Origin of the sequence: Micromonospora sp. NPDC005979, assembly GCF_040614415.1 — a bacterium.
GTDB lineage: Bacteria > Actinomycetota > Actinomycetes > Mycobacteriales > Micromonosporaceae > Micromonospora.
The window spans coordinates 86,055-110,687 of record NZ_JBEXUR010000020.1 but is presented as its reverse complement, the minus strand read 5'-3'; the positions used below and the strand labels follow the sequence as shown (position 1 = coordinate 110,687).

The 24,633-nt window shown below is 71.7% G+C and carries 20 protein-coding genes and 2 pseudogenes; 17 read left to right on the top strand and 5 right to left on the bottom strand.

What is annotated here, in order from left to right; genetic code table 11:
- The 4 genes and pseudogenes from ABZ272_RS27320 to ABZ272_RS27305 all read left to right on the top strand — a co-directional run.
- A pseudogene (locus ABZ272_RS27320) lies at nucleotides 1-204 on the top strand (hypothetical protein); the annotation flags it as partial.
- A 242-nt stretch (nucleotides 205-446) separates the two neighbouring features.
- On the top strand, nucleotides 447-1,148 hold the full coding sequence (locus tag ABZ272_RS27315; RefSeq protein WP_355052780.1) for a VOC family protein: 702 nt from the start codon (nucleotides 447-449) through the stop codon (nucleotides 1,146-1,148).
- Nucleotides 1,149-1,335: 187 nt separating this feature from the next.
- On the top strand, nucleotides 1,336-1,767 hold the full coding sequence (locus tag ABZ272_RS27310; protein ID WP_355052779.1) for a hypothetical protein: 432 nt from the start codon (nucleotides 1,336-1,338) through the stop codon (nucleotides 1,765-1,767).
- A 47-nt stretch (nucleotides 1,768-1,814) separates the two neighbouring features.
- Nucleotides 1,815-2,132, top strand: coding sequence for a hypothetical protein (locus tag ABZ272_RS27305; protein ID WP_355052778.1), 318 nt, complete (start codon nucleotides 1,815-1,817; stop codon nucleotides 2,130-2,132).
- 366 nt (nucleotides 2,133-2,498) lie between these two features.
- Here ABZ272_RS27305 and ABZ272_RS27300 read toward each other — a convergent pair.
- Both ABZ272_RS27300 and ABZ272_RS27295 read right to left on the bottom strand, forming a co-directional pair.
- Nucleotides 2,499-3,210 (bottom strand): annotated as a pseudogene (locus ABZ272_RS27300) (HAD family hydrolase).
- Between the two features lie 40 nt (nucleotides 3,211-3,250).
- Nucleotides 3,251-3,871: a TetR/AcrR family transcriptional regulator gene (locus ABZ272_RS27295; RefSeq protein ID WP_355052777.1), complete on the bottom strand. Its 621-nt coding sequence runs from the start codon at nucleotides 3,869-3,871 to the stop codon at nucleotides 3,251-3,253.
- 151 nt (nucleotides 3,872-4,022) lie between these two features.
- On the opposite strand from ABZ272_RS27295, the gene ABZ272_RS27290 reads away from it, so the two are divergent.
- From ABZ272_RS27290 to ABZ272_RS27275, 4 genes are all read left to right on the top strand, one after another.
- Nucleotides 4,023-4,562 carry a helix-turn-helix domain-containing protein gene (locus tag ABZ272_RS27290; RefSeq protein WP_355052776.1) on the top strand — a complete coding sequence of 180 codons (540 nt, stop codon included), beginning with the start codon at nucleotides 4,023-4,025 and terminating at the stop codon, nucleotides 4,560-4,562.
- A complete protein-coding gene (locus tag ABZ272_RS27285) occupies nucleotides 4,559-5,839 on the top strand; it encodes an MFS transporter (protein WP_355052775.1) in 1,281 nt (426 codons plus the stop codon). Before ABZ272_RS27290 ends, ABZ272_RS27285 begins: the two co-directional genes overlap by 4 nt.
- A gap of 46 nt (nucleotides 5,840-5,885) precedes the next feature.
- Nucleotides 5,886-6,653 (top strand): GNAT family N-acetyltransferase, encoded by a 768-nt coding sequence (locus ABZ272_RS27280; RefSeq protein ID WP_355052774.1) that lies wholly within the window; start codon nucleotides 5,886-5,888, stop codon nucleotides 6,651-6,653.
- Between the two features lie 141 nt (nucleotides 6,654-6,794).
- Entirely contained in the window at nucleotides 6,795-7,997 is a 1,203-nt protein-coding gene (locus ABZ272_RS27275) for a low temperature requirement protein A (RefSeq protein ID WP_355052773.1), read from the top strand.
- 157 nt (nucleotides 7,998-8,154) lie between these two features.
- Here ABZ272_RS27275 and ABZ272_RS27270 read toward each other — a convergent pair whose 3' ends face one another.
- Complete coding sequence (locus ABZ272_RS27270) at nucleotides 8,155-9,030, bottom strand: RNA polymerase sigma-70 factor (protein ID WP_355052772.1); 876 nt, start codon at nucleotides 9,028-9,030, stop codon at nucleotides 8,155-8,157.
- 158 nt (nucleotides 9,031-9,188) lie between these two features.
- On the opposite strand from ABZ272_RS27270, the gene ABZ272_RS27265 reads away from it, so the two are divergent.
- Nucleotides 9,189-9,572, top strand: a complete 384-nt coding sequence (locus ABZ272_RS27265) for a DoxX family protein (RefSeq protein WP_355052771.1) — start codon at nucleotides 9,189-9,191, stop codon at nucleotides 9,570-9,572.
- A gap of 40 nt (nucleotides 9,573-9,612) precedes the next feature.
- A complete protein-coding gene (locus tag ABZ272_RS27260; protein ID WP_355052770.1) occupies nucleotides 9,613-9,981 on the top strand; it encodes a hypothetical protein in 369 nt (122 codons plus the stop codon).
- Nucleotides 9,982-10,265: 284 nt separating this feature from the next.
- Here ABZ272_RS27260 and ABZ272_RS27255 read toward each other — a convergent pair whose 3' ends face one another.
- Nucleotides 10,266-10,565 carry a ribosomal protein L7/L12 gene (locus ABZ272_RS27255; RefSeq protein ID WP_355052769.1) on the bottom strand — a complete coding sequence of 100 codons (300 nt, stop codon included), beginning with the start codon at nucleotides 10,563-10,565 and terminating at the stop codon, nucleotides 10,266-10,268.
- Between the two features lie 289 nt (nucleotides 10,566-10,854).
- Nucleotides 10,855-13,560 carry a glucosidase gene (locus tag ABZ272_RS27250; protein WP_355052768.1) on the bottom strand — a complete coding sequence of 902 codons (2,706 nt, stop codon included), beginning with the start codon at nucleotides 13,558-13,560 and terminating at the stop codon, nucleotides 10,855-10,857.
- A gap of 42 nt (nucleotides 13,561-13,602) precedes the next feature.
- On the opposite strand from ABZ272_RS27250, the gene ABZ272_RS27245 reads away from it, so the two are divergent.
- From ABZ272_RS27245 to ABZ272_RS27215, 7 genes are all read left to right on the top strand, one after another.
- Entirely contained in the window at nucleotides 13,603-15,546 is a 1,944-nt protein-coding gene (locus ABZ272_RS27245; protein ID WP_355052767.1) for an amylo-alpha-1,6-glucosidase, read from the top strand.
- A 138-nt stretch (nucleotides 15,547-15,684) separates the two neighbouring features.
- Nucleotides 15,685-17,019 carry a glycosyltransferase family 4 protein gene (locus ABZ272_RS27240; protein ID WP_355052766.1) on the top strand — a complete coding sequence of 445 codons (1,335 nt, stop codon included), beginning with the start codon at nucleotides 15,685-15,687 and terminating at the stop codon, nucleotides 17,017-17,019.
- Between the two features lie 83 nt (nucleotides 17,020-17,102).
- Nucleotides 17,103-18,836: a serine/threonine-protein kinase gene (locus ABZ272_RS27235; RefSeq protein WP_355052765.1), complete on the top strand. Its 1,734-nt coding sequence runs from the start codon at nucleotides 17,103-17,105 to the stop codon at nucleotides 18,834-18,836.
- 118 nt (nucleotides 18,837-18,954) lie between these two features.
- Entirely contained in the window at nucleotides 18,955-20,589 is a 1,635-nt protein-coding gene (locus ABZ272_RS27230) for a serine/threonine-protein kinase (RefSeq protein WP_355052764.1), read from the top strand.
- 103 nt (nucleotides 20,590-20,692) lie between these two features.
- Nucleotides 20,693-21,502: a metal-dependent hydrolase gene (locus tag ABZ272_RS27225; RefSeq protein WP_355052763.1), complete on the top strand. Its 810-nt coding sequence runs from the start codon at nucleotides 20,693-20,695 to the stop codon at nucleotides 21,500-21,502.
- Between the two features lie 712 nt (nucleotides 21,503-22,214).
- Nucleotides 22,215-23,240, top strand: a complete 1,026-nt coding sequence (locus ABZ272_RS27220) for a LacI family DNA-binding transcriptional regulator (protein WP_355052789.1) — start codon at nucleotides 22,215-22,217, stop codon at nucleotides 23,238-23,240.
- 86 nt (nucleotides 23,241-23,326) lie between these two features.
- Nucleotides 23,327-24,631, top strand: a complete 1,305-nt coding sequence (locus ABZ272_RS27215; RefSeq protein WP_355052762.1) for an extracellular solute-binding protein — start codon at nucleotides 23,327-23,329, stop codon at nucleotides 24,629-24,631.
- Nucleotides 24,632-24,633: the final 2 nt, after the last annotated feature.

Sequence of the window (24,633 nt, the reverse complement as noted above, 5' to 3'; positions counted from 1 at the left end):
GGCCGCCGGCTGATCACCAGCTACCTGACGGTCCCGGCGTACGCCGAGTTCCACCGCTGGCTCGGCCGCGACGGGACGCTCGGGCCGATGTGGGATATGCCGGCACAGAAAGTGCAAGATCGCGGCCAGGCCCGGTCGATCATGGAGTTGTGGTGCCCGGCTCGGGTGGTATGGGTAGTTTTGTCGCCCACCACAACTCCATGATCGATCGGGCTCCGTGCAGCGACGCGGTTCCGAGCGGCGAGCGGGCGCAGTGCGGGAACGGGGCGCCGAGCGGGGACCGGGACGCCTGCCGGAACGGGGCGCCGAGCGGGGACCGGGACGCCTGCCGGAACGGGGCGCCGAGCGGGGACCGGGACGCCTGCCGGAACGGGGCGCCGAGCGGGGCTGAATCCGTCACGCGGCGGTTTCCCCACGGGCGTGCCCGGAGCGGGCATGCTGGGGCGGTGATCGCTCGCTTCAAGGACCTCTGTCTGGACGCCGCCGACCCGCTCGCCCTGGGCGGCTTCTGGGCGCGGGTGCTCGACGCCGACGTGGCCGACGCCGGTGACGGCGACACCAGGGTCGACCCTCGGTCGGCGCGCTCGGACGCCGAGTCGATCTGGGTGAACCGGGTGCCCGAGCCCCGGGTCGGCCGTACCCGCGTACACCTGGATCTGCGTTTGGCCGACGCGGACCCGGCGGCGCTCCTCGCGGCCGGCGCGCGGTCGGTGCGCGAGCCGGACGGCGACGTCGAGCGGTGGGTGCTGGCCGACCCGGAGGGCAACCAGTTCTGCGTGCTCCCGGCCGGCGACGAGGCTCGGCCGGGCCCGGTCGAGCTGGTGGTGGCTGCCGTCGACCCGGCGGCGCAGGCGGCGTGGTGGGCCGGTCTGCTGGGCGGCACGACCGGGTCCGGGCCGAACACCGCGTCGCTGCACGACGCCGCCGGTTTCCCCTGGCAGGCGTGGGTGTTCGACGGGATCGACGAGCCCAAGACCGTGAAGAACCGGATGCACTGGGACGTCGAGATGACGGCCCCGGAGCCGACCGCGCTGCTCGACGCGGGTGCGACGCTGCTGCGTGAGCCGGTCGACGGGGCGCCTTGGTGGGTGCTGGCCGACCCGGAGGGCAACGAGTTCTGCGCCTTTTCGCCGTCGACCACCGGGTGAACGACCGACTACCGAGCGCGGGCGCGGTGCACTAGCGTCTTTCCCAGCGCCGCAGCCAGCGCGTTCGCCGCCGCCGTCGACACGCCTCCGGCCGACCCAGCCTGCCCGATCGGTTGGTTATCGCGGGAACGCCCTTCCGCCACTGCACCGGTTCGGCAGGATCGTCCCCAACGAGGGAGGTGCCGCCGTGCAGGACACCCGCGCTCTCGCCCTGACGTTCGAGGTGAGCGGCCTGCCACCGGTCAAGACCGAAGCGTTGTCCATCTTCGCCGCCGGGCACCGGCAGGCGACGAGGGTCCGCACCCTGCTCCAGGCCGCCCTGGGCGCGGCCCAGCGCACCGGCTGGACGCCGTTGCCCGGGCCGATCGAGGTGGACGTGGTTCTGCGGTGCCCGCCCGGGCACCGTACGTCCGACGCCAGCACCCTGCTCGGCGGCGTCTGCGCCGTGCTTCAGGACAAGAAGCGCGTCGCCACCATCGGCCTGGCGCATCTCGGCGTCCTGGTGGACGTCGCCCTCTACGACGACGACCGGCAGATCCGCCGGTTGTCGTACCAGGAGGAACCGGCGGAAGACTTCTCCTACCAGGTGCGGGTCGCCGCCGTACCCACCGGAGTTTGACCGACGGCCGCGGTGGGGTATCGCGGACGCCGACGAAGGGAGCACCGATGTCGGAGCCACATGTCACGCTCGACCCACGCGGGCTCGATCCTGTGCAGCAGAAGCTGCGTGGCCCGTTGGAGGACCAGCTGACCTCGGCTCTCCAGGCGGCCACCGACCGGATCCGCGCCAGCTACGCGGGCGAGCCGGTCGAGCAGGTGTGCCAGCGGCTGTTGGACGAGACCCGCTCCGGGTTGCACCCCGACATCGCGGCCGGCTTCAACCCGGACATGGACGAGTTCTGCCGCGTGGCGATTTCGATCGTCCGCGGCGGCTCGGACGAGGCGGACGCCCGCCACGCCGGCGACGGCCGGCACCGCGCCTAGGGCCTGTTTGACGAGGACTGGCCGGGTCAGGACCGGGTCCGCAACTACCCGGCCCTGACCCCCGGCCGTCCGACGGGGGAGCGGACAGCTCCGGCATATCACCACGCGCGTGGGCGTGGCACGACGCCACGCGGCTCGGTGGGGAGGCCCGGCCGCCCTGCACTCAGCTCCACGGTGCCCACCTGTCGGACGCCGGTGCGCCCCCGGCACACCCCGAAAGGCCGCGAACGCCGGCTCAGGCTAGGCGGATCGCGCCGGGCCGGACAAGCGCTGCCGGGCCCGCCGCGACGTGACTGATCTCAAGGGCGAAAAGCGGCAGGTACGCGTAACGCGACCATGATCGTCGACGCTGTTCGGATTCGACGGTCAGAAGTGGTCCAGCAGGTCCCGAAAGGCCGCGAGCCGCAGCACGCCGGTGTCGGTCGGGTCCAACTCGTCGTTCTCCAACACCCAGGTGTTCTCGTTCGGGATGAACACCGCGTTCAGCCCGGCCGCCCGCGCCGGCAGGATGTCCGACTTCGGGGAGTTGCCGATCATCCACGCCCGAGCCGGCTCGAACCCGTGCTCGCCGACCAGCCACCGGTACGTGTCGACGTCCTTCTCGGCCACGATGTGCGCGGCCACCGAAGTGGTGCAGCAGGCCGCAGGCGTCCAGCTTGCGCTGTTGCTCCTCCCGGTCGCCCTTGGTCAGCAGCAGCAGCTCGTGCCGCTGCGCCAGCTCGTCGAGCGCCTCGGCCACACCGGGCATCAACTCCACCCGGTGCTCCACCAGAGCCAGGGCCAACCGGTCGATCTCCTGGCGCTCGGCGTCGGTGGCGGGCCGGTCGCGCAGCCGCTCCAGGCAGTCGCCGAGGCTGCGCAGGAACACCTTGCTGCCGTACCCGTGCGCCACCGCGTTGGCCCGCTCGATGTCGTCGAGGATCGCCCGGATCTCCGTCCGGTCCATCGTGGGATGGTCGATCCAGGCCAGGAAGTCGTCGATCACCCGCTCGAAGACGACGTTGTTCTCCCACAACGTGTCGTCCGCGTCGAAGATCAGCACCTGTGCCCGTCGGCGGGCCTCCTGGTCCACGGTCATGCCGACCCCTCCTCGCGATCATGCTCGTGCGGACGCGACTCTAGGGCATCGCGTACCCCGCACCCACCGGGTTCCCGCTCGTCGGGCAGGGCCACCACAGCAGCCTCTCCGTGATCATCGCTTCCCGCTCCTGGTGCGCCTCGGGGCGCAGACGACCACCGCGGGTGAGCATGACGACGCCGTGCAGCAGGCTCCAGCCCACCTCGGCGAGCGTGTCCGGGTCGCGGCCCTGGGCCAGCGGAAGCAGCGCCGCGCGCAGCGCGGCGAAGACGGCCCTCGGCGCCGCCGGCACCCCCGCCGCGCCGAGGGCGAGGTCCGGGGTCAGCGCCAGCATCGCGTCGTAGACAGCCGGATTGGCGTACGCGAAGTCGAGGTACGCGCCCGACATCACCGCCCAGGCCCGTTCGGGGCACGGGTTGTCGGCGTGTGCGGCGGTCAGCGCGGCGGCCAGGTCGGCGAAGCCGTGCACCGCGACGGCGGCCAGCATCGCCTCCTGGTCGGCGAAGTACCGGTAGAGGTCGCCGATGTCCATGTCGGCCCGTTCGGCGACCCGCCGGACGCTGAGCCCCATCCAGCCCTCGGCCTCGGCCAGCTCGCGGGCGGCGTTGACGACGAGCAGGCGTCGCTCCTGGTCGGTGGCCTCCTCGGCGGGTACGGACACCGGCCGAGCGTATCGACCCGCACTGCCCGCAGCCGCCTCGTGACGGATTGGTGACTGACGCGACTCGATCACGGACCCGTGGACGCACCTTTCTCAACCCTGTGCGGGTAACCCCTTGCGCAATGGTCAAGAAACGTTGACCATTACTCGCATGCCAACCGACGATCTTCCCGAAGCGCTGCACCTCACCACCGACGAGCAGCTCCGTGCCGTCTCCAACCTCACGCGTCACCGGATCATGGCCGTGCTCCGCTTCGAGCCGGCGACGATCACCCAGATCGCCGAGCGGGTGGGCCTCGCAAAGGGAAGCTCCAGCTACCACGTACGGCTGCTGGAGCGGGCCGGCCTGATCAGGGTGGTACGGACGCGGAAGGTCCGGGGCGTCACCGAGCGCTACTACGCCATGGCCGCGCGGGGGATCGTGCTGCCGGATCCGGGCGAGGGAGGGCCGGACGTGCTGATGCGGCACGCGGTGGCCGACCTGGAGGCGGCGCCGGCGCAGAGCGAGCGACACGTCCGGATGGCGCACCTGCGACTCACCGAGGAGCAGTTCGCGGAGTTGGGGGCGCGGCTGCACGCGCTGGCCGACGAGTACCGGGAGCTGTCGGACCCGACACTGCCGGACGCGTCACTCGTCTTCGCGCTGTTCCACCCGGGCCAGCGTCAGCAGACCGGAGAGGACGCCAAATGACCTCGGACGCCCAGACGTTACCGACCGGGTTCGGGCGACTGTGGACTGCGCAGACGGTGTCCTCGCTCGGTGACGGCGTGTCGCGTGCCGCGCTGCCGCTGCTCGCGTTGACGTTGACCCGGGACCCGCTGGCGCTCGCCGTCGTCGCGGCCGCCGGGACTCTGCCGTGGCTGCTCTTCGGAGTGCTCGGCGGCGCGCTGGTGGACCGCTGGGACCGCCGTCGCACGATGTGGGTCACCGACGCGGCGCGTGCGGTGCTGCTCGGGATACCCGCGGCGGCGGCCGTGCTCGATGTGCTGAGCATTCCGCTGCTCGCGACCGTCGCCTTCCTGCTCGGCCTCGGTGGACTCTTCTTCGACACGGCCGCCACGGCCTACCTGCCGGACCTGCTCGGCCGCCATCCGGCGCTCCTGGAGCGCGCCAACTCCCGGCTGCGCGGCGCACAGACCGCCATGTCCGGCTTCGCCGGACCGCCCGCGGGCAGTGCCCTGCTCGCGCTCGGGCGGGCGGTACCGCTGCTCGCCGACGCGGTGTCGTTCGCGCTCTCCGCACTCCTCGTACGGTCACTGCCCGCCGTACCCCGGCCGGTGCCGCAGGCCCGTGAGTCGCTGCTACGGCAGGCACGGGCCGGCGCCTCGTACGTCTTCCGGGACCGGCTGCTGCTCGGCCTCGCGCTGCGGCCGGCGGTCGGGAACGTCGCCTTCCTCGCGGTGGAGACCGTCCTCGCCCTGTTCGCACACGACCGCCTCGGCATCGACACCTACGGCTTCGGCCTGCTCCTCACCGCGGAGGCCACCGGCGGGCTGCTCGGGGCGGGCATCGCTTCCCAACTTGGCGGACGACTCGGCATCGGCACCGCGCTGACCTGCACAGCCGCCCTCGAAGGGCTTGCCATCCTGAGCCTGGCCGCCGCCCCGAACCCCTACGTCGCCGGTCTCGCGCTCGCCGTCTGCGGAGCGGGCATGGGCGCCACGATGGTGCTCGGACCCTCGCTGCGACAGACGATCGTTCCCGCCCACCTGATGGGCCGGGTCGCCTCCACCTCCCGCATGCTCGCCATGTGCGCCGCCCCGCTGGGCGCCTTCCTCGGCGGCTGGCTGGCCACCGCCTACGACGTCCGCACCCCGCTCTACGCCGCCGCCGGCCTTCTCCTCGCCATGACCGCCGTCACCGCGACCATGACCAGCAACCGCCGGGTCGAGGCGGCGCTTCGTCGTTCTTCCGACCGGGAGAGTGCCGCGCGGGACAGCCGCCCCGCCGCACTGATCTCCGCCTGATCGACGCATCACACCCCGACGACACGACCTGCCGGAAAGGCATCAGATGCTCTACTCGACCGCACGCGTCAGCACCGACCGCCCCCACCGCTACCTCAGGCAACTGGTCTCCCACCTGGGGCACAAGGTGCCCACCGAACTCGACGAGGAACGCGGGTCCGTCACGTTCAGCCGCGGTAACTGCCTGCTCGTGGCCTCGACGACCCACTTCGACATGATCGCCAGAGCCGACGGGGCGGACGCGATCACGGCCGTGCAGGACACCATCACCCGCCACCTGCTGCGACTCGCGACCAAGGACGAGCTCACCGTCGACTGGCTGCCCCTGGTGCGACCCGCCACCACCGACGACGACGCCGCACTCCTCGCCCTCGACGACGCGGCGTGGACCGCCGGGTCGAGGCTGCCCACCACCCGCGAGAAGGCGCGGACGGCGTACTTCAACGACCGCCGACGGCCCGAGACCCACCTCGTCGCCACTCTCGGCGGGCAGGTCGTCGGCGCCGTGAGCACCCACCAGACGACGCCCTTCCCGGAAGCAGCTCACGTCTTCGGCCTGTGGAACCTGCTGGTGGCCGAGCAGGCCCGCCGCATGAACATCGCCTCGGCCCTGCTGACGGCCGCCGAACGCCGGGCCGCCGAACGAGGTGCGAGGAAGCTCGGGCTGCGCGTTCTGGCGAGCAACACCGGCGCCCTACGGCTCTACGAACAGCACGGTTACGCCGTCGAAGGCCGATACGTCGACGAGTTCCTGATCGACGGCGCCTACGTCGACGACATCACCATGGGCAAACGTCTGACCCCGCTCTCGTAACGCGCCGCGCCGGAACGACCCCGAGGCGCGGGCTGGACCCTGACCAGGCGTGCCACAGCCGATCCGTCGCTCGTTAGGTGAGGAGATCACCACGACGGGAGGGCACGTGGCCGTTGGGCGGCAACGGCCCGGGGCAGGCCGATGAGCGGGAAGCCCGGCGTGCCGCTGGTCCGCGGCGAGGCCAGCCTCCAGCGCGCCACCTTCCTGGAGCTCTTCCTCGACCTGGTCTTCGTCTTCGCCCTCACTCGGATCTCGGCGCGGTTGATCGCCGACTTCACCGACGGCCAGCGAGGGGTGCTCGCGGGTCTCGGCCAGGCCCTCCTGCTGTTCCTGGCCCTGTGGGCCGTGTGGTCGCTGACCGTCTGGTCGACCAGTTGGCTGGATCCGGAGGCGCCGATAGTCCAGACCGTGATCGTCCTGACAATGATCGGCGCCATGACGATGGCCGTCGCGGTGCCGGACGCCTTCGGCGCGCGTGCCGCCCTCTTCGCCATCACCTACGTGAGCCTCCAGATCGGCCGCGTGGTCTACTTCCACGTCGCCGGGCATGGCCGGCCGGATCCGCTGCAGACGCTCCGGGTCCTGTCCTGGTTCGGCGTCAGCGCGCCGCTCTGGGTCATCGGCGCGCTGGTCGACGAGGGCACGGTCCGCGGGCCGCTGTGGACCGTCGCCGTACTTGTCGACTACACCGGGCTGCACCTCGGGTGGCCGCTCCCCCGTATCGGCGCGCAACGGATCGGCGGCCGGATGATCGCGGCCGAGCACCTGGCCGAGCGGTACCAGCAGTTCCTCCTCATCGCGATCGGGGAGGCGATCTTCGTGCTCGGGCTGGCGTTCAGCGGCAGCGGGTTCCACGCCGACCAGACCGGCGGCTACGTGGTGGCGCTGGCGACGACCGTGCTGCTGTGGCGGATCTACTTCCATGTCGCGGGCCGGGTGCAGGACGCCGCCATCAGCCACTCGCACAACGCTCCCCGGCTCGCCACCGAGATGGCGTTCGCCCACCTGACGATGATCGCGGGGATCGTCCTGACCGGGGTCGGCTTCGAACTGTTCATCATCGAGCCGCGCGGACACCTCCCGGCGGTCTGGCTCATCGCCATCCTCGGCGGCCCCGCGCTCTTCCTCGCCGGACGGTCGGCCCTGGAGTACCAGGTGTTCGCCCGGGTCTCCCGATCCCGGCTGGCGGGCCTGCTGGCCCTCGGCCTGCTGGTGCCGGTGACAGTCCACCTCGAACCGCTCACCGCCGGGATGGCCGCGGCCGTCGTGCTGACCGCCGTCGCCGTCGGGGACGCGCGACGCTCCCGCCGCCGCCGGACGGAGACACCACGGCCCCCGTTCTAGCTTGGTCCCATCACCAGACAGCCCTTGCTTCGCGATCTTCTTCCCTAGACAAGAGGAATGATCGACCAAGGGCTATCCCCATGATCAGCCGGGGTCGATGCCACCGCCCGACAGGTTAAAGATCAAGCTAGCCCCGCCCGGCTCAACCCCCCACGGCTCATCGGCTGAGCGCGGTCGGACGCCGCAGGTGCGACAACTTCTCGGGGTTACGCACCGCGTAGAGCCCGGTCACGAGGCCGTCGTCGATGCGAAGCGCGACGACCGTGTCGATCTCACCGTCCACGACCAGGACCAGCGCCGGGTGACCGTTGACCTCGGCGGGCCGCAACGACAGGGCGGCGACCCGGATCCGCCTGCTGGCCAACAGGCGAGCCACCTTGTCGGCTCCTCGGACGGGCCGCGACAACGCCTGCCTGATGCCGCCGCCGTCGCCCAGGAGCACCACATCCGGCGCCAGGACGTCCAGCAGGCCCTGCACGTCGCCAGTCTCGACCGCCCGCCGGAACGCGTCGAGCACCCGCCGGGCGTCGGCGGTGGAGACCGTCCCCCGGGGTCGGCGCGCGGCGACGTGCGACCGTGCCCGGTGGGCGATCTGGCGGACCGCCGCGGGGCTCTTCTCCACGGTCGCGGCGATCTCGTCGTAGTCCAGCTCGAACACCTCCCGCAGCACGAACACCGCCCGTTCCGTCGGGCCGAGCGTCTCCAACACCAGCAGCATCGCCATCGACACGTGCTCCGCCAGCTCGACGTCGTCGGCGACGTCGGGCGTGGTCAGCAGCGGCTCGGGCAGCCAGGAGCCGACATAGGACTCCCGGCGCCGCCCGATCGTCCGCAACCGGTTGAGGGACTGGCGGGTGGTGATCCGGACCAGGTAGGCGCGCGCGTCGCGGACCGCCGCGTGGTCGGCGTCCGCCCACCGCAGCCAGGTCTCCTGGAGTACGTCCTCAGCGTCGGCCGTCGAGCCGAGCATCTCGTACGCCACCGTGAAGAGCAGGTTCCGGTGCGCGACGAACGCGTCCACGGCGGGATCCATCCGCGACTCCTGTCCTCGACGTCGGCTCACCACCACCCGACACCGGTCGACGGTCTCCTGTGACACCACGGGCCTGTGCAGCACATCACCCACCGGGCTGAGTCACAGCCGCCGGGCCGGCGGTGTCTCCTGGTCGACCCCGACCGGAGGGAACGTCCATGAACATCGCGCTGTGGATCGCGGCCGGACTGCTGGCCACGGTGGCGCTGGCCGGCGGCATCACCAAGACCTTCGTACCCCGCAGGAAGCTGGCCTCGCACCGCGGCGGCGGGTGGACCGGGGACGCCAGCGACGGCTTCGTCAAGACCCTGGGGGTGCTCGAACTCCTGGCCGCCGTCGGCCTGATCCTGCCCGCCGTGCTCGACATCGCGCCGGTCCTGGTGCCGATCACCGCCATCTGCTGGATCGTGCTGATGATCGGCGCGATGATCACCCACCTGCGCTACGACGGGGCGAGGTTCGTCGCGTTGAACGCGGTGTACCTGGCCCTGGCCGCCTTCGTCGCCTGGGGTCGGCTCGGTCCCGAGCCCTTCACCGGCTGACGTTCACTGGATCTCCACACCGCCTCGCTAGCCTGGCGCGATGACATCGCCTCGACGCCTTCTCCTGGCCGGGCTCGGCGTCGTGGGCCTGCTGGCCTGCGGTTGGGGCCTGTGGTTCGCGTCGCTGTGGGCGTTCGGCGACGAGGGCTCGCTGCCGCCCAAGTGGCGGATCCCGGAGGTGCCCGCCGGGGCGACGGTCGTCGACGAGAGCGAGACGTGCGCCTCCGGCGGGTGCTCGTGGCAGGTGACGGTCGCGCCCCCGGTTGGCCAGTCACCGGAGGAGCTGGCCGAGACGATGGGCCTCTCCGAGCAGCAGGACCTGCCGCCGAAGCTGCTCGACCCCGGGTCCGTCTACGTGGTGGCGGAACCCCGGAACGGCCAGTTGGTGATCCACGTCGGCTACGAGTAGTCCGACGGGTCGTGCCCGCACCCACATGATCGTGCTCGATCCAGGATGTAGTGCCCTCCCGCGCCGAGGACACCACTACAACAAGGATCGAGCACGATCATGCCGCGCATGTCCGCAAGATCCACACAGCTTCGGCGATGTCGCTGGCTCAGGCCGTCGTGATGCAGCACCATCACTGAAGTTGCGCGGATCTTGCGGCCCAGCGGCGCTCACCGCGCAGCGGCGCTCACCGCGCAGCGCGGCGAGGGTCGGGGTCAGCGGCGACGGCCTACGAGGGCTGACGATCAGCCCAGGCCGCGCTGCCGGGCGAGCAACTCGACGGCGTCCTTGGCCTCCCGCAAACCGACACCGGTCGCCTCCCGGTATGCCTTGATGGCCTGGATCTTGCGGCCGGCGAGCAGCTCTTGCAGGACCGCCCCGGGGGCCTCGAGCTCCGGCTCGTGGATGTCGAGGTGCGCCATGATCAGATCCAGCTTGCGCTCGACCACGGCGAGCCGGCGAGCCAGCTGATCGGCATCGGAACGACGGCCACCCCCAGCGACCAGGAACACGAGCACGAGCGACAACACGACGGCGATGGGCACTGTCCACTCCATAACGCGCCATTGAACACCGGCGCGGGTACTGACACCACGCCCGCTTCGGGCTCGTTGGTCGAGCCCGTCCGGCATGCGTGATCTTTCCGGCGGGCCCCGGCACGGCATCCGCGTCATCCCGCACCCATGACCCGCCCGCCCGCACACCCGCACACCCGCCCGCATGATCCGCACACTTTCGGTGAAGTTGCTGCTTCCGGCCGCCGTGATGCAGCAGCATCACCGAAGTTGCGCGGATCTTGCGGGCACGGGCGCGATCATGGTGGGCCGGGCACGGTCAACGGCGCAGGGTGAGGATCAGGTCGGCGACCAGCGCCGTCCACCCGGTCTGGTGCCAGGCACCCAGGCCGGCGCCGTTGTCGCCGTGGAAGTACTCGGGGAAGGCGACCAGGTCCCGCCAGTCGGGGTGGGTCTGGAACAGCCGCGCCGCGCCGTAGATCGGTCGGCGACCCCAGTCGTCCTGGGTGAAGAGCGAGATCAGTCTCCTCGACAGGTCGTCGGCGATCTCGTCCAGCGAGAGCTTCACCCCCGAGCGCGTCGGATACTCCACCTGGAGGTAGTCCCCGAAGAACGCGGCGTAGTCGCGCAGCGCGCTGATCAGCAGGAAGTTCGTCGGCATCCAGATCGGCCCACGCCAGTTCGAGTTGCCGCCGAACAGGCCGCTCGTCGACTCGGCCGGCTCGTAGCCCACGGAGAACTCCTGCCCACCGAGGTTGACCGAGAACGGCTTGTCCAGGTGTGCGCGGGACAACGTACGGAGGCCGAAGTCGGAGAGGAACTCGTCCGTGTCGAGCATCCGGGCGAGCAGCCGGACCACCTGCTCCTGACCGACCATGGACAGCAACCGCTGCTGGCGGCCGTCCGGGCCGATCCGTCGGGTGCCGATGACCTCGGCGTACTCCGGGCGGTTGGTGAGGAACCAGCGCAGCCGCGCGCCCAGCTCCGGCAGGTGGTGCAGGGTCTTGGCGGTGAGGCGGGTGGTGGCGGCCAGCGGCAGCAGCCCGACCACCGAGCGGACCTTCAGCGGCACCTTCGTGCCGTCGGCGAGCCGCAGCACGTCGTAGAAGAACGCGTCCTCGTCGTCCCACAGGCCCTGCTCGTACGCGGCGGCGGCGATGTAGAGGAAGTGCTCGAAGAACTTGGTGGCCGTGTCCACCCAGGTCCGGTCGTGTTCGGCCAGCACGATGGCCATGTCGAGCAGGTTGAGCGCGTACATGGCCATCCAGCCGGTGCCGTCGGACTGCTCCAGCACGCCGGCCACCGGCAGCGCCGCCGAGCGGTCGAACGGTCCGACGTTGTCCAGCCCCAGGAAGCCGCCCTCGAAGACGTTGTTGCCGCCGGTGTCCTTGCGGTTGACCCACCAGGTGAAGTTGAGCAGCAGCTTGTGCATCACCCGGCCCAGGAACTCGAAGTCCTTGCCGCCGTCGATCTCGAACACCTTGAGGGCCGCCCACGCGTGCACCGGCGGGTTCACGTCGCCGAACGCCCACTCGTACGCCGGGATCTGCCCGTTGGGGTGCAGGTACCACTCGCGGAGCAGGAGCAGGATCTGCTCCTTGGCGAAGCCGGGGTCGACCCGGGCGATGCTCACGCAGTGGAAGGCCAGGTCCCAGGCCGCGTACCAGGGGTACTCCCAGGGGTCGGGCATGGAGATGACGTCGAAGCTGGTCATGTGCCACCAGGCGCTGTTGCGCCCGTGCCGACGTCCGGCCGGTGGTGTCGACCCGGGGTCGCCGTCCAGCCAGCGTTTGACGTCGAAGTGGTAGAACTGCTTGCCCCACATCAACCCGGCGATGGCCTGCCGGGCGACCAGCGCCTCGTCGGCGGTGGCGGCCTCGGGGATCACGTTGGCGAAGAAGCGGTTCGCCTCGGCCCGCCGGGCCCACACCACCGACTCGAAGCCGTCGCGCAGGTCCGCGGGGGGCGGTGGGCCGGCCGCCGGGGGCGACGCGGTACGGGTCAGCCGCAGCCGGATCTGGCGCTGCCCACCGGCCGGCACGTCGAGCACGTAGTGCAGCGCGCCCTTGGTGCCCTCGCGGGCCGGGTTGACGGTGGGCGCGCCGTTGACGACGTGGTCGTTGATGCCGTCCTTCGGGTACGGCGAGCGGCCCGCCAGGCCCCAGAGCCGTTCGGCGTTGGTGTCGTTGTCGCAGAGCAGCGGCACCGGGCCGCCGTCGCCTTCGAGCAGCAGTTGCCCGAGCACCCGGTGCTCGCCGACCAGCCGGGTGCCCTCCCCGGTCAGCCGGGGAATCCGGTCGCCGCCGGGCAGCCCCCAGGCCCAGGTGTTGCGGAACCAGAGGGTGGGCAGCACGTGCAGGGTCGCCGCCTCGTCGCCCCGGTTGGCGACGGTGATCACCATGCACAGGTCGGTCGGGGACGCCTTGGCGTAGTCGACGGTCACCGCCCAGTACCGGTCGTCGTCGAAGATGCCGGTGTCAACCAGCTCGTACTCGGTGTCGTCCCGGCCGCGTAGCGCGTTCACCGCGACGAGTTCGTCGTACGGGAAGGCGGCCTGCGGGTAGTGGTAGCGCCAGCGCATCCAGGAGTGCGTCGGGGTGCTGTCCAGGTACCACCAGTACTCCTTGGCGTCCTCCCCGTGGTTGCCGCTGTCACCGCCGAGGCCGAACATCCGCTCCTTGAGGATCGGGTCCTTGCCGTTCCACAGCGCCAGGGCGAACGCGAACGTCTGTCGGTCGTCGCACACGCCGGCCATGCCGTCTTCATTCCACCGGTAGGCTCTGGACCGCGCATGGTCGTGTGGGAAGTAGTCCCACGCCGTACCGTGCTCGCTGTAGTCCTCCCGCACCGTCCCCCACGCCCGTTCGGACAGATAGGGACCCCATGCACGCCAGTCCTGCTCCCCCGAGTCGGCCTGGGCGAGCCGAAGCCGCTCAGCGTCGGGTGGCGAGGCGTCGGAGGACGATCCGTCAGTGATCACGTGCACATCTTTGACGCCGCCGCGGTACTCCACCACAGCGGCCATTCTCGTCGTGGCGTGTTACACCTCGACGGCGGTGGAGGAAAGTTGATCGACATTATTTTCGGTCCGCAGGTCTGCGGCGACCTGACCAGCGCGTCCAGCCGGGAGTGGCTGGTGCCCGACGGCCTCGGCGGGTACGCCATGGGCACCGTCGGTGGGCTGCGGACCCGCCGGTACCACGGCCTTCTGGTGGTGCCCGGCGATACGCCGGCGTCCCGCCAGGTGGGACTGGTCAGCCTCGACCCGGCCGTCACCCTGCCGTCCGGGGCGCGGGTACGTCTCGGCGCGCACGAGTGGTCCTCCGGCGACGTCGACCCGCGTGGATTCGAGCTGCTGGAGCGCTTCGAGCTGGTCGACGGGCTTCCCCGCTGGCGGTGGCGGATCGGCGCGGTCGTCATCGAACGCGAGCTGGCCATGCTGCCCGGCCGCTCCTGCGTGGCCGTGGTGCACCGGCTGGTCGCCGGCGGTCCGGTCCGGCTGGAGCTGTCCGCCGCCTGCACCTGGCGCGACGCGCACGGCGAGCGGCGGGCCGACGGGCCGACGCCGCAGGTCGAGACGGTCGCCGACGGCGCGGTGGTCGAGGGCGCGTACCGGCTGGCCGGCCCCGGGTGGGCGCCGGAGGGGCAGTGGTGGCTGGGCGTGCACCACCGCGAGGAGGCCAACCGGGGCCTGCACCCGGACGAGGACGTCTGGTACGCCGGCCGCTTCGCCGGCGAGCTGGAACGCCCCGGTGACACGGTGTCGGTGCGGGCCTGGGCGGCTCCGCTCGACGAGGAGCCGCCGCCGGCCGTCGAGATCGTGGCGACGGCCCGGCGACGCAACCGGCAGGTGGTGGCGACGGCGAAGCCGGCCGATGACGTGGACGCGACGCTGGCGCTGGCCGCCGACGCGTTCGTGGTCCGCACCCGGCAGGCGGCGGTCGACGTGGTCGCCGGCTATCCCTGGTTCGGGGCCTGGTCGCGGGACACGATGATCTCGTACGAGGGGCTGTTCCTCTGCACGGGTCGGGCCGCCGAGGGGCGGGAGCTGCTGCGGGCGTACGCGGCGACGCTCTCCGAGGGGATGCTCGCCAACACGGCCGACACCGGCCGGGTGGAGTACAACACCGTCGACGGCACGCTGTGGTTCCTGCACGCGGTGAGCCGCCACGTGACGGTCACCGGCGACACCGATCTCGGCGACGAGCTGCTGCCCGCGCTGCGCGGGGTCGTCGACGCGCACGTCGCCGGCACCCGGTACGGAATCGCCGTCGACCCGGCCGACGGGCTGCTCACCCAGGGCGCCCCGGGCACCGCCCTGACCTGGATGGACGCCCGGGTCTACGGCGTGCCGGTCACCCCGCGCACGGGCAAGCCGGTCGAGGTCAACGCGTTGTGGATCAACGGGCTGGCCGGACTCGCCGAGTTGACCGAGCTGGCCGGGCAGGACGCGGGCGAGCTGTGGCGACTGCACGGGCGGGCCACCACCTCGTTCCGGGAGCGGTTCCCCGCCCCGACCGGGTGGCTGCACGACGTGCTGGACGCGCCCGCGCCGGCGTATCCGCTGGGTGGGGCCGCCCTGCACGACGACGACGCGCTGCGCCCCAACCAGTTGCTGGCCTGGTCGTTGCCGTTCGCGCCGCTGGAGCCGGACGAGGCGACGCTGCGCCGGGTCGCGAACGGGCTGCTCACCCCGCTCGGGCCGCGCAGCCTCGCGGAGGACGCGGCCGAGTTCGTGGGTCGCCACCGGGGCGGCCCGGCCGAGCGGGACGGCGGATACCACCAGGGCACGGTGTGGCCGTGGCTGCTCGGCCCGTACGTGGATGCCACCCGTCGGGGCAAGATGCCAGTCGATGACGTATTGATTGGCATTGAGTCCCATCTGACCGAATATGGGCTAGGATCGGTAAGTGAGACGGCCGACGGTGTCGCGCCGCACTCCGCCACCGGCTGCCCGTTCCAGGCGTGGTCGGTGGCCGAGCTGCTGCGGGTGCGCCGAAGAGGCCAGTAGCGCTTTACATGACCGCAACGGCGGTGTCTCCGCTGGTTATCTCGGCGCCGGCAGGATTGGCCCCGATCCAGACGCGACGGCGACATCGAACTCCGGTGTCGGTCGGCGCGCGCCCGGGGACAACTCAAAGGGGGCCGCATGTCACCCGACGCCCACGTGATCGACATCAACCCCGCCCGCCAGCTACGGGTGCTGATGCTGTCGTGGGAGTACCCGCCGGTGCTCGTCGGCGGCCTCGGCCGCCACGTCCACGCCCTCTCCGTCGCCCTGGCCGCCGCCGGCCACGAGGTCACCGTCGTCACCCGCCACGCCGACGGCGCACCCCTGGAGGAGTACGCCGACGGCGTACGCATCCTGCGCGCCCCCGAAGACCCCGTCGCCTTCCCCCTCGCCACCGGCTCACTGCTCGCCTGGACCATGGCCTTCAACCACACCCTCACCCGCACCGCACTGCGCGCCACCCAGGCCGGCGCCTACGACGTCATCCACGCCCACGACTGGCTCGTCGCGCACACCGCCGTGACCCTGTCCGAGCATCTGGATCTGCCGCTGGTCACGACCATGCACGCCACCGAGGCGGGCCGGCACCAGGGCTGGCTGCCCGAGGAGATGAACCGCACCATCCACGGCGTCGAACACTGGCTCAGCGGGGCCTCCACCCGCGTCATCACCTGTTCGGGTTACATGCGCGACCAGGTCAGCGCGCTGTTCGACGTACCGACCGGGCTGGTGGACGTGGTCCCCAACGGGGTCGACGACCGGGCCTGGCGGGCCCGACCACGCGCGGTCGCGTCGGCCCGTGCCCGGTTCGCCGCGGACGGCCCCCTGGTCGGGTACGCCGGCCGGCTGGTCTACGAGAAGGGCGTCCAGCACCTCGTGCACGCGGTGCCCCGACTGCGCGAGCGGCACCCCGGGCTCCGCGTGGTGATCGCCGGCGACGGCCCGTACCGCCCCGAGTTGGAGGCCGAGGCCCGTCGCCTGGCGCTCGGCTCGACCGTCCGCTTCACCGGCTTCCTCGACGCCACCCAACTGCCGGCAGTGCTCGGCGCCACCGACGCGACGGTGGTCCCCAGCCTCTACGAGCCGTTCGGCATGGTGGCCCTGGAGGCCGCGGCGGCCGGAGCACCCCTCGCGGTGGCCCGTACCGGCGGCCTCGCCGAGATCGTCGAGCCCGGCGTCACCGGCGTGACGTTCCCGCACAGCGACCCGGTCGCCCTCGCGGGCGCGGTCGACCGACTGCTCGGCGACGAGGTCTTCGCCCGGCGGGTCGCCCGACGGGCCCGGACCATGGTCGGCGAGCGCTACGGATGGGCCACCATCGCGGCCCGCACCGCCGCCAGCTACGCCGCCGCCCGGCGCGAACACGGCCCGCTCCAGGCTCGCCGGGCCGCCGCCCGACTGGCCGGCGGACGGAACCGGATCGCCATTCCGGAGGGCAATCTGCTCGCCGCCGCCGACCACGCCGCCTCTTGAGCTAGGTCGGACGACCTATAGGTACCTTCCAATCCGCTGGTTAGGGTGTACACCGGACAGCGGCTGAGAAGGAGCGTGCGCAGGTGCTGATCGCCGGTCGGTACCGGCTGCTGGACCTGGTGGGCCGCGGCGGCATGGGTCGGGTCTGGCGAGCCCGCGACGAGATGCTGCACCGCGAGGTCGCGGTCAAGGAGGTCGTACCGCCGAACTGGCTGGCCGACCACGAGCGGGCCGAGCTGCGCTCGCGCACCCTGCGCGAGGCGCGCACCGCGGCCCGGCTCAACCACCCCGCCGTGGTCCGGCTCTACGACGTCGTCCAGGTCGAGGGCAGTCCGTGGATCGTGATGGAGTACGTCCCGTCGCGCACCCTGCAGGACGTCCTCGAAGCCGAAGGGCCCCTGGAGCCGGCCCGCGCCGCCCGCATCGGCCTGGCCCTGCTCGACGCCCTGGAGGCCGCGCACACGGCCGGGGTGCTGCACCGCGACATCAAGCCGCAGAACGTGCTCGTCGCCCACGACGGCCGGGTGATGCTCACCGACTTCGGACTGGCCACCTTCGACGGCGGGGACGGCGCGATGACCCGCCCCGGGATGGTGCTCGGCTCCCCGCAGTACGTCGCCCCGGAGCGGGCCGCGGAGGGGGTGTCCACGGTGGCCGCCGACCTGTGGTCGCTGGGCGCCACCCTGCACGCCGCTGTGGAGGGCCGCTCCCCGTACGCCCGCAGCAACGCGATGGCCACCCTCAGCGCGCTGGCCGCCGGCCCACCGGACCCGGCCCCGCATGCCGGTCCACTCGCGCCGGTGCTCGACGGGCTGCTGCGCCGCGACCCCCACGACCGTCTCGACCACGACGAGGCCCGCCGGCTGCTCGCCGCCGCCGCGGGCCCGACCGGCATCTCGTCCACTTCCGGGGAAGTCGCCCACTCCACCACCCCGCAGCCCGTGCCCGACCCGATCGGCTCCGGCGTCCACCCACCCGGAGACGCTCCCCTCGATGATCGCCCGAGCGTCGAACCGGACGTCCCGTACCCGCCGGACGCCGCCATCAGCACGACGGGGCGAGCGGCCCGCCGGCCAGCGGCCCGGCGGGCCGCTCTGGTCATCACGACACTGCTCGTGGCGGCGGCCGCCGGGGTGGGCACCGCGCTGGCCGTGGCCGGCGACGCCCCGACCGACACCGCCGGGCCGACCACCACCCCGACCGCCGGACAGGTGGACGACGGTCGAGGGCCGGACGGGGAGTACGGCGACGACCGGGGCGGCCCGCACCGCGGCGGCCCGGGTCGGCCGCCGCCCGGGGGTCGCGACGTGCCCCCGCCGCCGTTCCCCTGCGTCCGCCCGGACATCGTCGGCGCGCCGGTCACGGTCGGGTCGCCCGCCGCCGGCGAGCGGTTCCGGCCGCCACCGGGATGGGTGTGGCATGCCGACACCACCGGTTTCCGGGTCTCCGTCCCGGCGACCTGGTACTACTCCCGGGAGGGCACGGTGGCCTGCTTCCAGGACCCGGCCACCGGCCGGGCGTTGAGCGTCGCCGAGGGCGGCGCGGCCGACCCGATGACCCGACTACGCGCGGCCCGCGACGAGGCCGCTCGGGCCGGTGCGCTGCCCGGCTACGACGAGATCCGGCTCGCCACCGGCGACACCGGCGCGGAGTGGGAGTGTCGGTGGGACGCCCCGGACGGCCCGCGGATCCACGCCCGGCAGCAGATTGTGGGTGAGTCGCGCTGGACACTGGGTTGGATCACCGACGACCGCGACTGGAACACCGCCGACGGGGACTGGGCCACTGTGCGAAAGAGTTTCCGACCACCCCGCTGACCTGCGCCGTATGGCCCTGCCCGGCCCCCCGTCCGGCGTGGATCGAGGCCGCTCAGCGGATGAGAAAAACGGCGACGGTGGCTATCGTGTAACTCAGGGTGACCGAGGGGGAGCGACCGTGCAGCAGTTGCTGATCGCGGGTCGGTACCGGCTGCTCGACCTGGTCGGCACCGGCGGGATGGGCCGGGTGTGGCTGGCCCGCGACGAGATGCTGCACCGGGACGTGGCGGTGAAGGAGGTCGTGCCGCCGGCCTGGCTGGCCGAGGCCGAGCGGGCGGAGCTACGGCTGCGCACGCTACGCGAGGCGCGCACCGCCGCACGGCTCAACCACCCCAACGTCGTCCGGCTGTACGACGTGGTGCACGACGGCGAGAACCCGTGGATCGTGATGGAGTACGTGGCATCCCGGTCGGTGCAGCAGATCATCAACGCCGAGGGTCCGCTCAACCCCACCCGCACCGCCCAGATCGGGCTTGCGGTGCTCGCCGCGCTGCGGGCCGCGCACACCGCCGGTGTCCTGCACCGCGACGTGAAGCCGCACAACGTGCTGGTCGCCGACGACGGGCGGGTGGTGCTCACCGACTTCGGCCTGGCCACGTTCGACGGTGGCGACGGGGCGATGACCGGCCCGGGCCTGGTGCTCGGCTCTCCGCAGTTCGTCGCACCGGAGCGGGCGCGCGACGGCGTGTCGGACCCGCGTACCGACCTGTGGTCGCTGGGCGCGACGCTCTACGCGACGGTCGAGGGGCAGTCCCCGTACGCCCGGTCCAGCGCGATGGCGACGCTCAGCGCGCTGGCCACCGAGCCGCCGGATCCGATGCGCCGGGCCGGCCCCCTGCGTCCGGTGATCAGCGGCCTGTTGCAGCGCGATCCCTGGCGGCGCTTGACCGCCGCCGAGGCCGAGCCGCTGCTGCGCGCGGCGGCAGCGGCGGCCGACCACGACCAGCCCTCGCCGCGGTCCACGGCGGTCGCGGCGGTCCGCGGCGCGGCCCGGGCGGCCGCGTCCGCCCCGGTCCGCGCTCCCGATCCCGCGCCGGACGCGGCGACGTCGGCCCACCGCCCGGCGGACCGCGCCGTGGGCCGACGCGGACGGGTCATCGCATGGAGCGGCGCAGCGACCGCGGTGGCCCTGCTCGTCACCGGGGGCGTCACGGCGGCGCTGCTGCACCGCCCGGACGACCGCACGCCACCGTCCGGCTCCGGCGGCGGCGCGACCGCCACCCGACCGGCCGCGTTCGCCTGCGCCACGCCCCCGCCACCGACGGCCACGCCGGTGCCCTCGACCCCACCACCGAAGGACGCGCGGTACGGGCTACGGGACGGCTGGACCTGGCACACCGATCCGACCGGCTTCCGCATCGCGGCCCCGGTGGGCTGGGCACGCTGGACCGAAGGGGCGGTGACCTGCTTCCGGGAGCCCAGCGGGGCGCGCGTGCTCAGCGTCGAGGCGGGACCGCTGCGCACCGATCCGGTGGCGCACCTCGACGCCGAGGAGGAGCGGCTCGTCACCGCCGACGCGCTCCCCGGCTACCGCAAGGTGGACATCTCCGCACTGGACGTCTTCGACGGCGGGGCGCTCTGGGAGTGCAGTTGGGAGAACGCCGCCGGCGAACGGGTGCACAGCATCCGGCTGCTCGCCAACACCTCGGCCGGACACGCCTACACCGTCTCGTGGTTGACAAAGGAGTTCGACTGGCAGGTCAACGCGGCATACTTCGTGATGATCCGGCAGAGCTTCACGCCCACCCTCTGACACTGTCCGCTGTGGACACCTCAACTGACGCCCCTGCGACACCGGTGCTGGCTACAGTGGCGTAGTTTTGGCGCTCAAGATCCCTGGGGAGGGTGAGCCGAAGATGATGGGACCGTCGCACGCGCTGTCCGGCGCGGCGGTATGGCTGGCCGGGTCCTGGGCGCTGGACCAGTTCGCCGACTACCACCAGTCGCCTCTGGCGCTGGCGGTGGGCACGGCGGTGTGCGCGGGTGGGGCGCTCTTTCCCGACCTCGACCTGTCCGGCAAGGTGACCCGCAACCAGGGTGGCGCCACCGTCGCCCGCACGTTCGGGGTCTTCTCGCTCTTCGTGGCCGAGGTGATGGAGAAAATCTCACTCGGCGTCTACTACGCGACGAAGCTCAGCAAGGACCCGCGTCGCAACAACGGGCACCGGACGCTCACCCACACGCTCCCGTTCACGCTGCTGGTCGGCTGGGGCACCACCGCGCTCTGCGCCGCGTACGGCAAGTGGGCGGTGATCACGATCCTGTTCTTCATGTTCGGCCTGGCCCTGCGCGGGCTCTTCGACGAGTGGGCCGAACGGGCCGGCTGGGTGATCGTGACGCTCGCGTCGGCCGGAGCGGCCTGGTTCACCTTCGCCAACCTTCCGGGCGGACGGGGTTATCCGCTGATCGGCACGGCCGTCGGGGTGGGCTGCCTCGTGCACATCCTCGGCGACATGATCACCAGGGCCGGGGTGCCGATCCTCTGGCCGATACCGATCCGCCGCCGCATGTGGACGATGATCGGCCTCCCGAACAGCATCGCGCTGCGCACCGGCAGCAAGACCGAGGTCGTCGTCCTGCGCGCCGTGCTGACCGTGGTCGTGGTCCTCGCCACCGCGGGCCTGATCGCGCCCTCAGTCCTACAACGCCTCAACATAGACGTATAGCCCCCTCCGCCGCCCCGCCCCGGCCGCCCCGGCCCGGCCCCGCCCCGCCCCGGCCCCGCCCGGCCCGGCCGCGTCGATCTTGCACTTTCGGATGCCGATCCGCCCCGTTTCGCGACCTATGTCGCCGCAGAAAGTGCAAGATCGACGCGATGAGGGACGTCGCCGACGTCAAGATCGTGCTTGATCCAGGATCCAGTGGCCTCCCCGTCGCTCCGAGAGCACTAGATCCTGGATCGAGCGCGATCATGCCGGCCCGGAGGGCCGGGAAGGACCCGACCACTCACGCCGATCTTGCACTTGCGGTTGACGAAGTGTTGATGTTTGCGCAATTTGTCGGCGCAGAAGGTGCAAGATCGGCGCGCCCCGTGCCCCCTGCCCCGTGCCCCGCGCCCCGCGCCCCGCGCCCCGCGCCCAAGATCCGCACAACATCGGGGAAGGTGCTGCATCCGCCACGCCGGAAACAGCAACATCGGTGAAGTTGCTGCCGCGAGCACGCCGAGGCACGCCCAGGCACGCGCTCAGGACAGCGCGGGCACGCCCTGGCGGCATCTGCGGATCGCGGGTGCCAGCTCGCCTGACTTCTTTTCGACATCGGCTATTGACGGTGCCGTAACACGTGACCTAGCGTCTGTCGAAACGTTTCGTCGAAACGCTTCGACGATCATCCGGGAGCGGTTCCACTCCAGGCCGGAGGAGGTGCTTGGTGGCCACGATGCACGACGTCGCCCGCCTTGCGCAGGTCTCGGTGAGCACCGTGTCGTACGTGCTCACCGGCGCCCGGCCGATCTCCCAGGCCACCCGCGCCAAGGTGCTCGCGGCGATGGCCGAGCTGGACTACCAGCCCAACGCCATGGCCCGGGGGTTGGCCAGCCGGCGCAGCCGCATCCTGGGTCTGCTGATGCCGATGGACGAGCGTGGTCTGGGCGCGACCGAGACCGCTTTCGTCACCGGCGCCGCCGCCGCGGCCAGCGCGGTCGGCTACCACCTCGTGCTCTCGCCGGTCGGCGGGGGCGACCTCGACGACCTGCGCCGGCTCGCAACCCAGCGGATGCTCGACGGCGTGGTGCTGATGGAGGTGCAGCTCGCCGACGAGCGGGTCACCGTGCTCCAGGAGGCGGGGGTGCCGCTGGTGCTGATCGGGCGTACCGGCGACGCCACCGGGCTGTCCTTCGTCGACATCGACTTCGACCAGACCGTGCGGGAGGCCGTCGCGCACCTGGTCGGGCTGGGGCACCGCCGGATCGTCTACGTCAACCACTCGGCGGCGACGCTGGCCAGCGGTTACGGCCCGGCGTTGCGTACCCGGGACGCGTTTGTCACGGCCATGACCGGCCACGGCCTGGAACCGATCATGATCCCGGCCGAGGACAGCGCCGCCGGTGGGCGGGCGGCTCTGGCCGCCGCGCTCGCCCGGGCCCCGGAGCTGACCGCCCTGCTGGCGATGAACGAGACGGCGCTCTTCGGCATCCTCGGTGAGCTGACCGGGCGCGGACTGTCGGTGCCCGACGACGTGTCGGTGGTCTCGATGGTCACCTCGCCGCAGGTCGCCGAGTTGGCCACCCCGGCGTTGACCGCGATGACCTCGCCCGGGTCGGCCCTGGGCCGGATCGCGATCGAGGCGTTGGTACGCCATCTGGACGGCCCCGGCGACGAGCGCCACCAGCAACTGCTGCCGTGCTCACTGGAGGTGCGGGGATCGACCGCGGCACCACGAGCAGAGCAACCCCATGGGGGCTGACCAGTAGAAACGGCCCGCCGCCGCGCGGCAACGCGACGACGGGCCCAGTGAGATACCGGGCTCGATACTCAACGAGGAGGATAGCAATGCAGCGATTTCGCCGGATCGTCGCGGCGATCGCCCTGGCGGCGACCGCGACGACCACCGTGGCCGCCTGCGGCGGCGGCGAGAGCGAGGACGACAGCGGGGCCAAGACCCTCAAGCTCTGGCACTACGAGAGCGAGAACAGCGCGATGGGGGTCGGCTGGAACAAGGCGATCGAGATCTTCAAGGCCGAGCACCCGGGCGTCGAGGTGCGTTTCGAGCGCAAGGCGTTCGAGCAGATCCAGCAGAACGCCGGCATGATCATCAACTCGTCCGAGGGCCCGGACATCATGGAGTACAACAAGGGCAACGCGACGGCCGGCCTGCTGTCGTCGCAGGGCCTGCTCACCGATCTGAGCGCCGAGGCCGACAAGCGTGGCTGGGCCGGCAAGCTCAGCCCCAGCCTGCAGACCACCGCGCGGTACAGCGACAAGGGCGTGATGGGGTCGGGCAACTGGTTCGGCGTGCCGAACTACGGCGAGTACGTCACCGTCTACTACAACAAGGACCTGTTCGACCGCAACGGCGTCAAGGTGCCGACCACGCTGGCCGAGATGACCGCCGCGATGGACACCTTCGTCAGCAAGAAGATCACCCCGCTGGGCATGGCCGGCGCGGAGTACCCGGCCGGGCAGCTCTTCTACCAGTTGGCGCTCTCCAAGGCCGACCGGCAGTTCGTCGACAACTACCAGCTCTACAAGAACCCGGTCGACTTCAAGGCCGACCCGCTCAAGTACGGCGCGGACACGTTCGCGGAGTGGGTGCGCAAGGGCTACGTCGCCAAGAACTCGGCGAGCCTCAAGGCCGAGGACATGGGCACCGCGTTCATCGCCGGCAAGACCCCCATGATCGTCTCCGGTAGCTGGTGGTACGGCCGGTTCAAGACCGAGATGAAGGCCAACTGGGACACGTTCCTCTTCCCCGGCAACACCCTCAACGCCGGGTCGTCGGGCAACATCTGGGTGGTGCCGTCGAACAGCAAGGCCAAGAGCCTGGCGTACGACTTCATCGACATCACGCTGCGTCCGGAGATCCAGGACCTGATCGGCAACAACGGTGGCGTCCCGATCGCCGCCGACGCCTCGAAGATCAGCGACCCGAAGGACCGCAAGCTGATCGAGGACTTCAACACGGTCAGCAAGTCCGACGGCCTGGCCTTCTACCCGGACTGGCCGGTGCCCGGCTACTACGACGTGCTCGTCGGCGGCTTCCAGGGGCTGATCAACGGTTCGAAGTCCCCGGACCAGGTGCTCGACACGATCGCCAAGCCGTACGCCGATGGCGTCAAGGAGATCACCGGCAAGTGACA

What these genes read in the sequence shown, in the direction of transcription:
- ABZ272_RS27305 (WP_355052778.1), top strand. Translation starts at nt 1,815, where the DNA reads ATGTCGGAGCCACATGTCACGCTCGACCCACGCGGGCTCGATCCTGTG.
- ABZ272_RS27290 (WP_355052776.1), top strand. Translation starts at nt 4,023, where the DNA reads ATGCCAACCGACGATCTTCCCGAAGCGCTGCACCTCACCACCGACGAG.
- ABZ272_RS27285 (WP_355052775.1), top strand. Translation starts at nt 4,559, where the DNA reads ATGACCTCGGACGCCCAGACGTTACCGACCGGGTTCGGGCGACTGTGG.
- ABZ272_RS27280 (WP_355052774.1), top strand. Translation starts at nt 5,886, where the DNA reads ATGCTCTACTCGACCGCACGCGTCAGCACCGACCGCCCCCACCGCTAC.
- ABZ272_RS27275 (WP_355052773.1), top strand. Translation starts at nt 6,795, where the DNA reads ATGAGCGGGAAGCCCGGCGTGCCGCTGGTCCGCGGCGAGGCCAGCCTC.
- ABZ272_RS27270 (WP_355052772.1), bottom strand. Translation starts at nt 9,030, where the DNA reads ATGGATCCCGCCGTGGACGCGTTCGTCGCGCACCGGAACCTGCTCTTC.
- ABZ272_RS27265 (WP_355052771.1), top strand. Translation starts at nt 9,189, where the DNA reads ATGAACATCGCGCTGTGGATCGCGGCCGGACTGCTGGCCACGGTGGCG.
- ABZ272_RS27260 (WP_355052770.1), top strand. Translation starts at nt 9,613, where the DNA reads ATGACATCGCCTCGACGCCTTCTCCTGGCCGGGCTCGGCGTCGTGGGC.
- ABZ272_RS27250 (WP_355052768.1), bottom strand. Translation starts at nt 13,560, where the DNA reads ATGGCCGCTGTGGTGGAGTACCGCGGCGGCGTCAAAGATGTGCACGTG.
- ABZ272_RS27240 (WP_355052766.1), top strand. Translation starts at nt 15,685, where the DNA reads ATGTCACCCGACGCCCACGTGATCGACATCAACCCCGCCCGCCAGCTA.
- ABZ272_RS27225 (WP_355052763.1), top strand. Translation starts at nt 20,693, where the DNA reads ATGATGGGACCGTCGCACGCGCTGTCCGGCGCGGCGGTATGGCTGGCC.
- ABZ272_RS27220 (WP_355052789.1), top strand. Translation starts at nt 22,215, where the DNA reads ATGCACGACGTCGCCCGCCTTGCGCAGGTCTCGGTGAGCACCGTGTCG.
- ABZ272_RS27215 (WP_355052762.1), top strand. Translation starts at nt 23,327, where the DNA reads ATGCAGCGATTTCGCCGGATCGTCGCGGCGATCGCCCTGGCGGCGACC.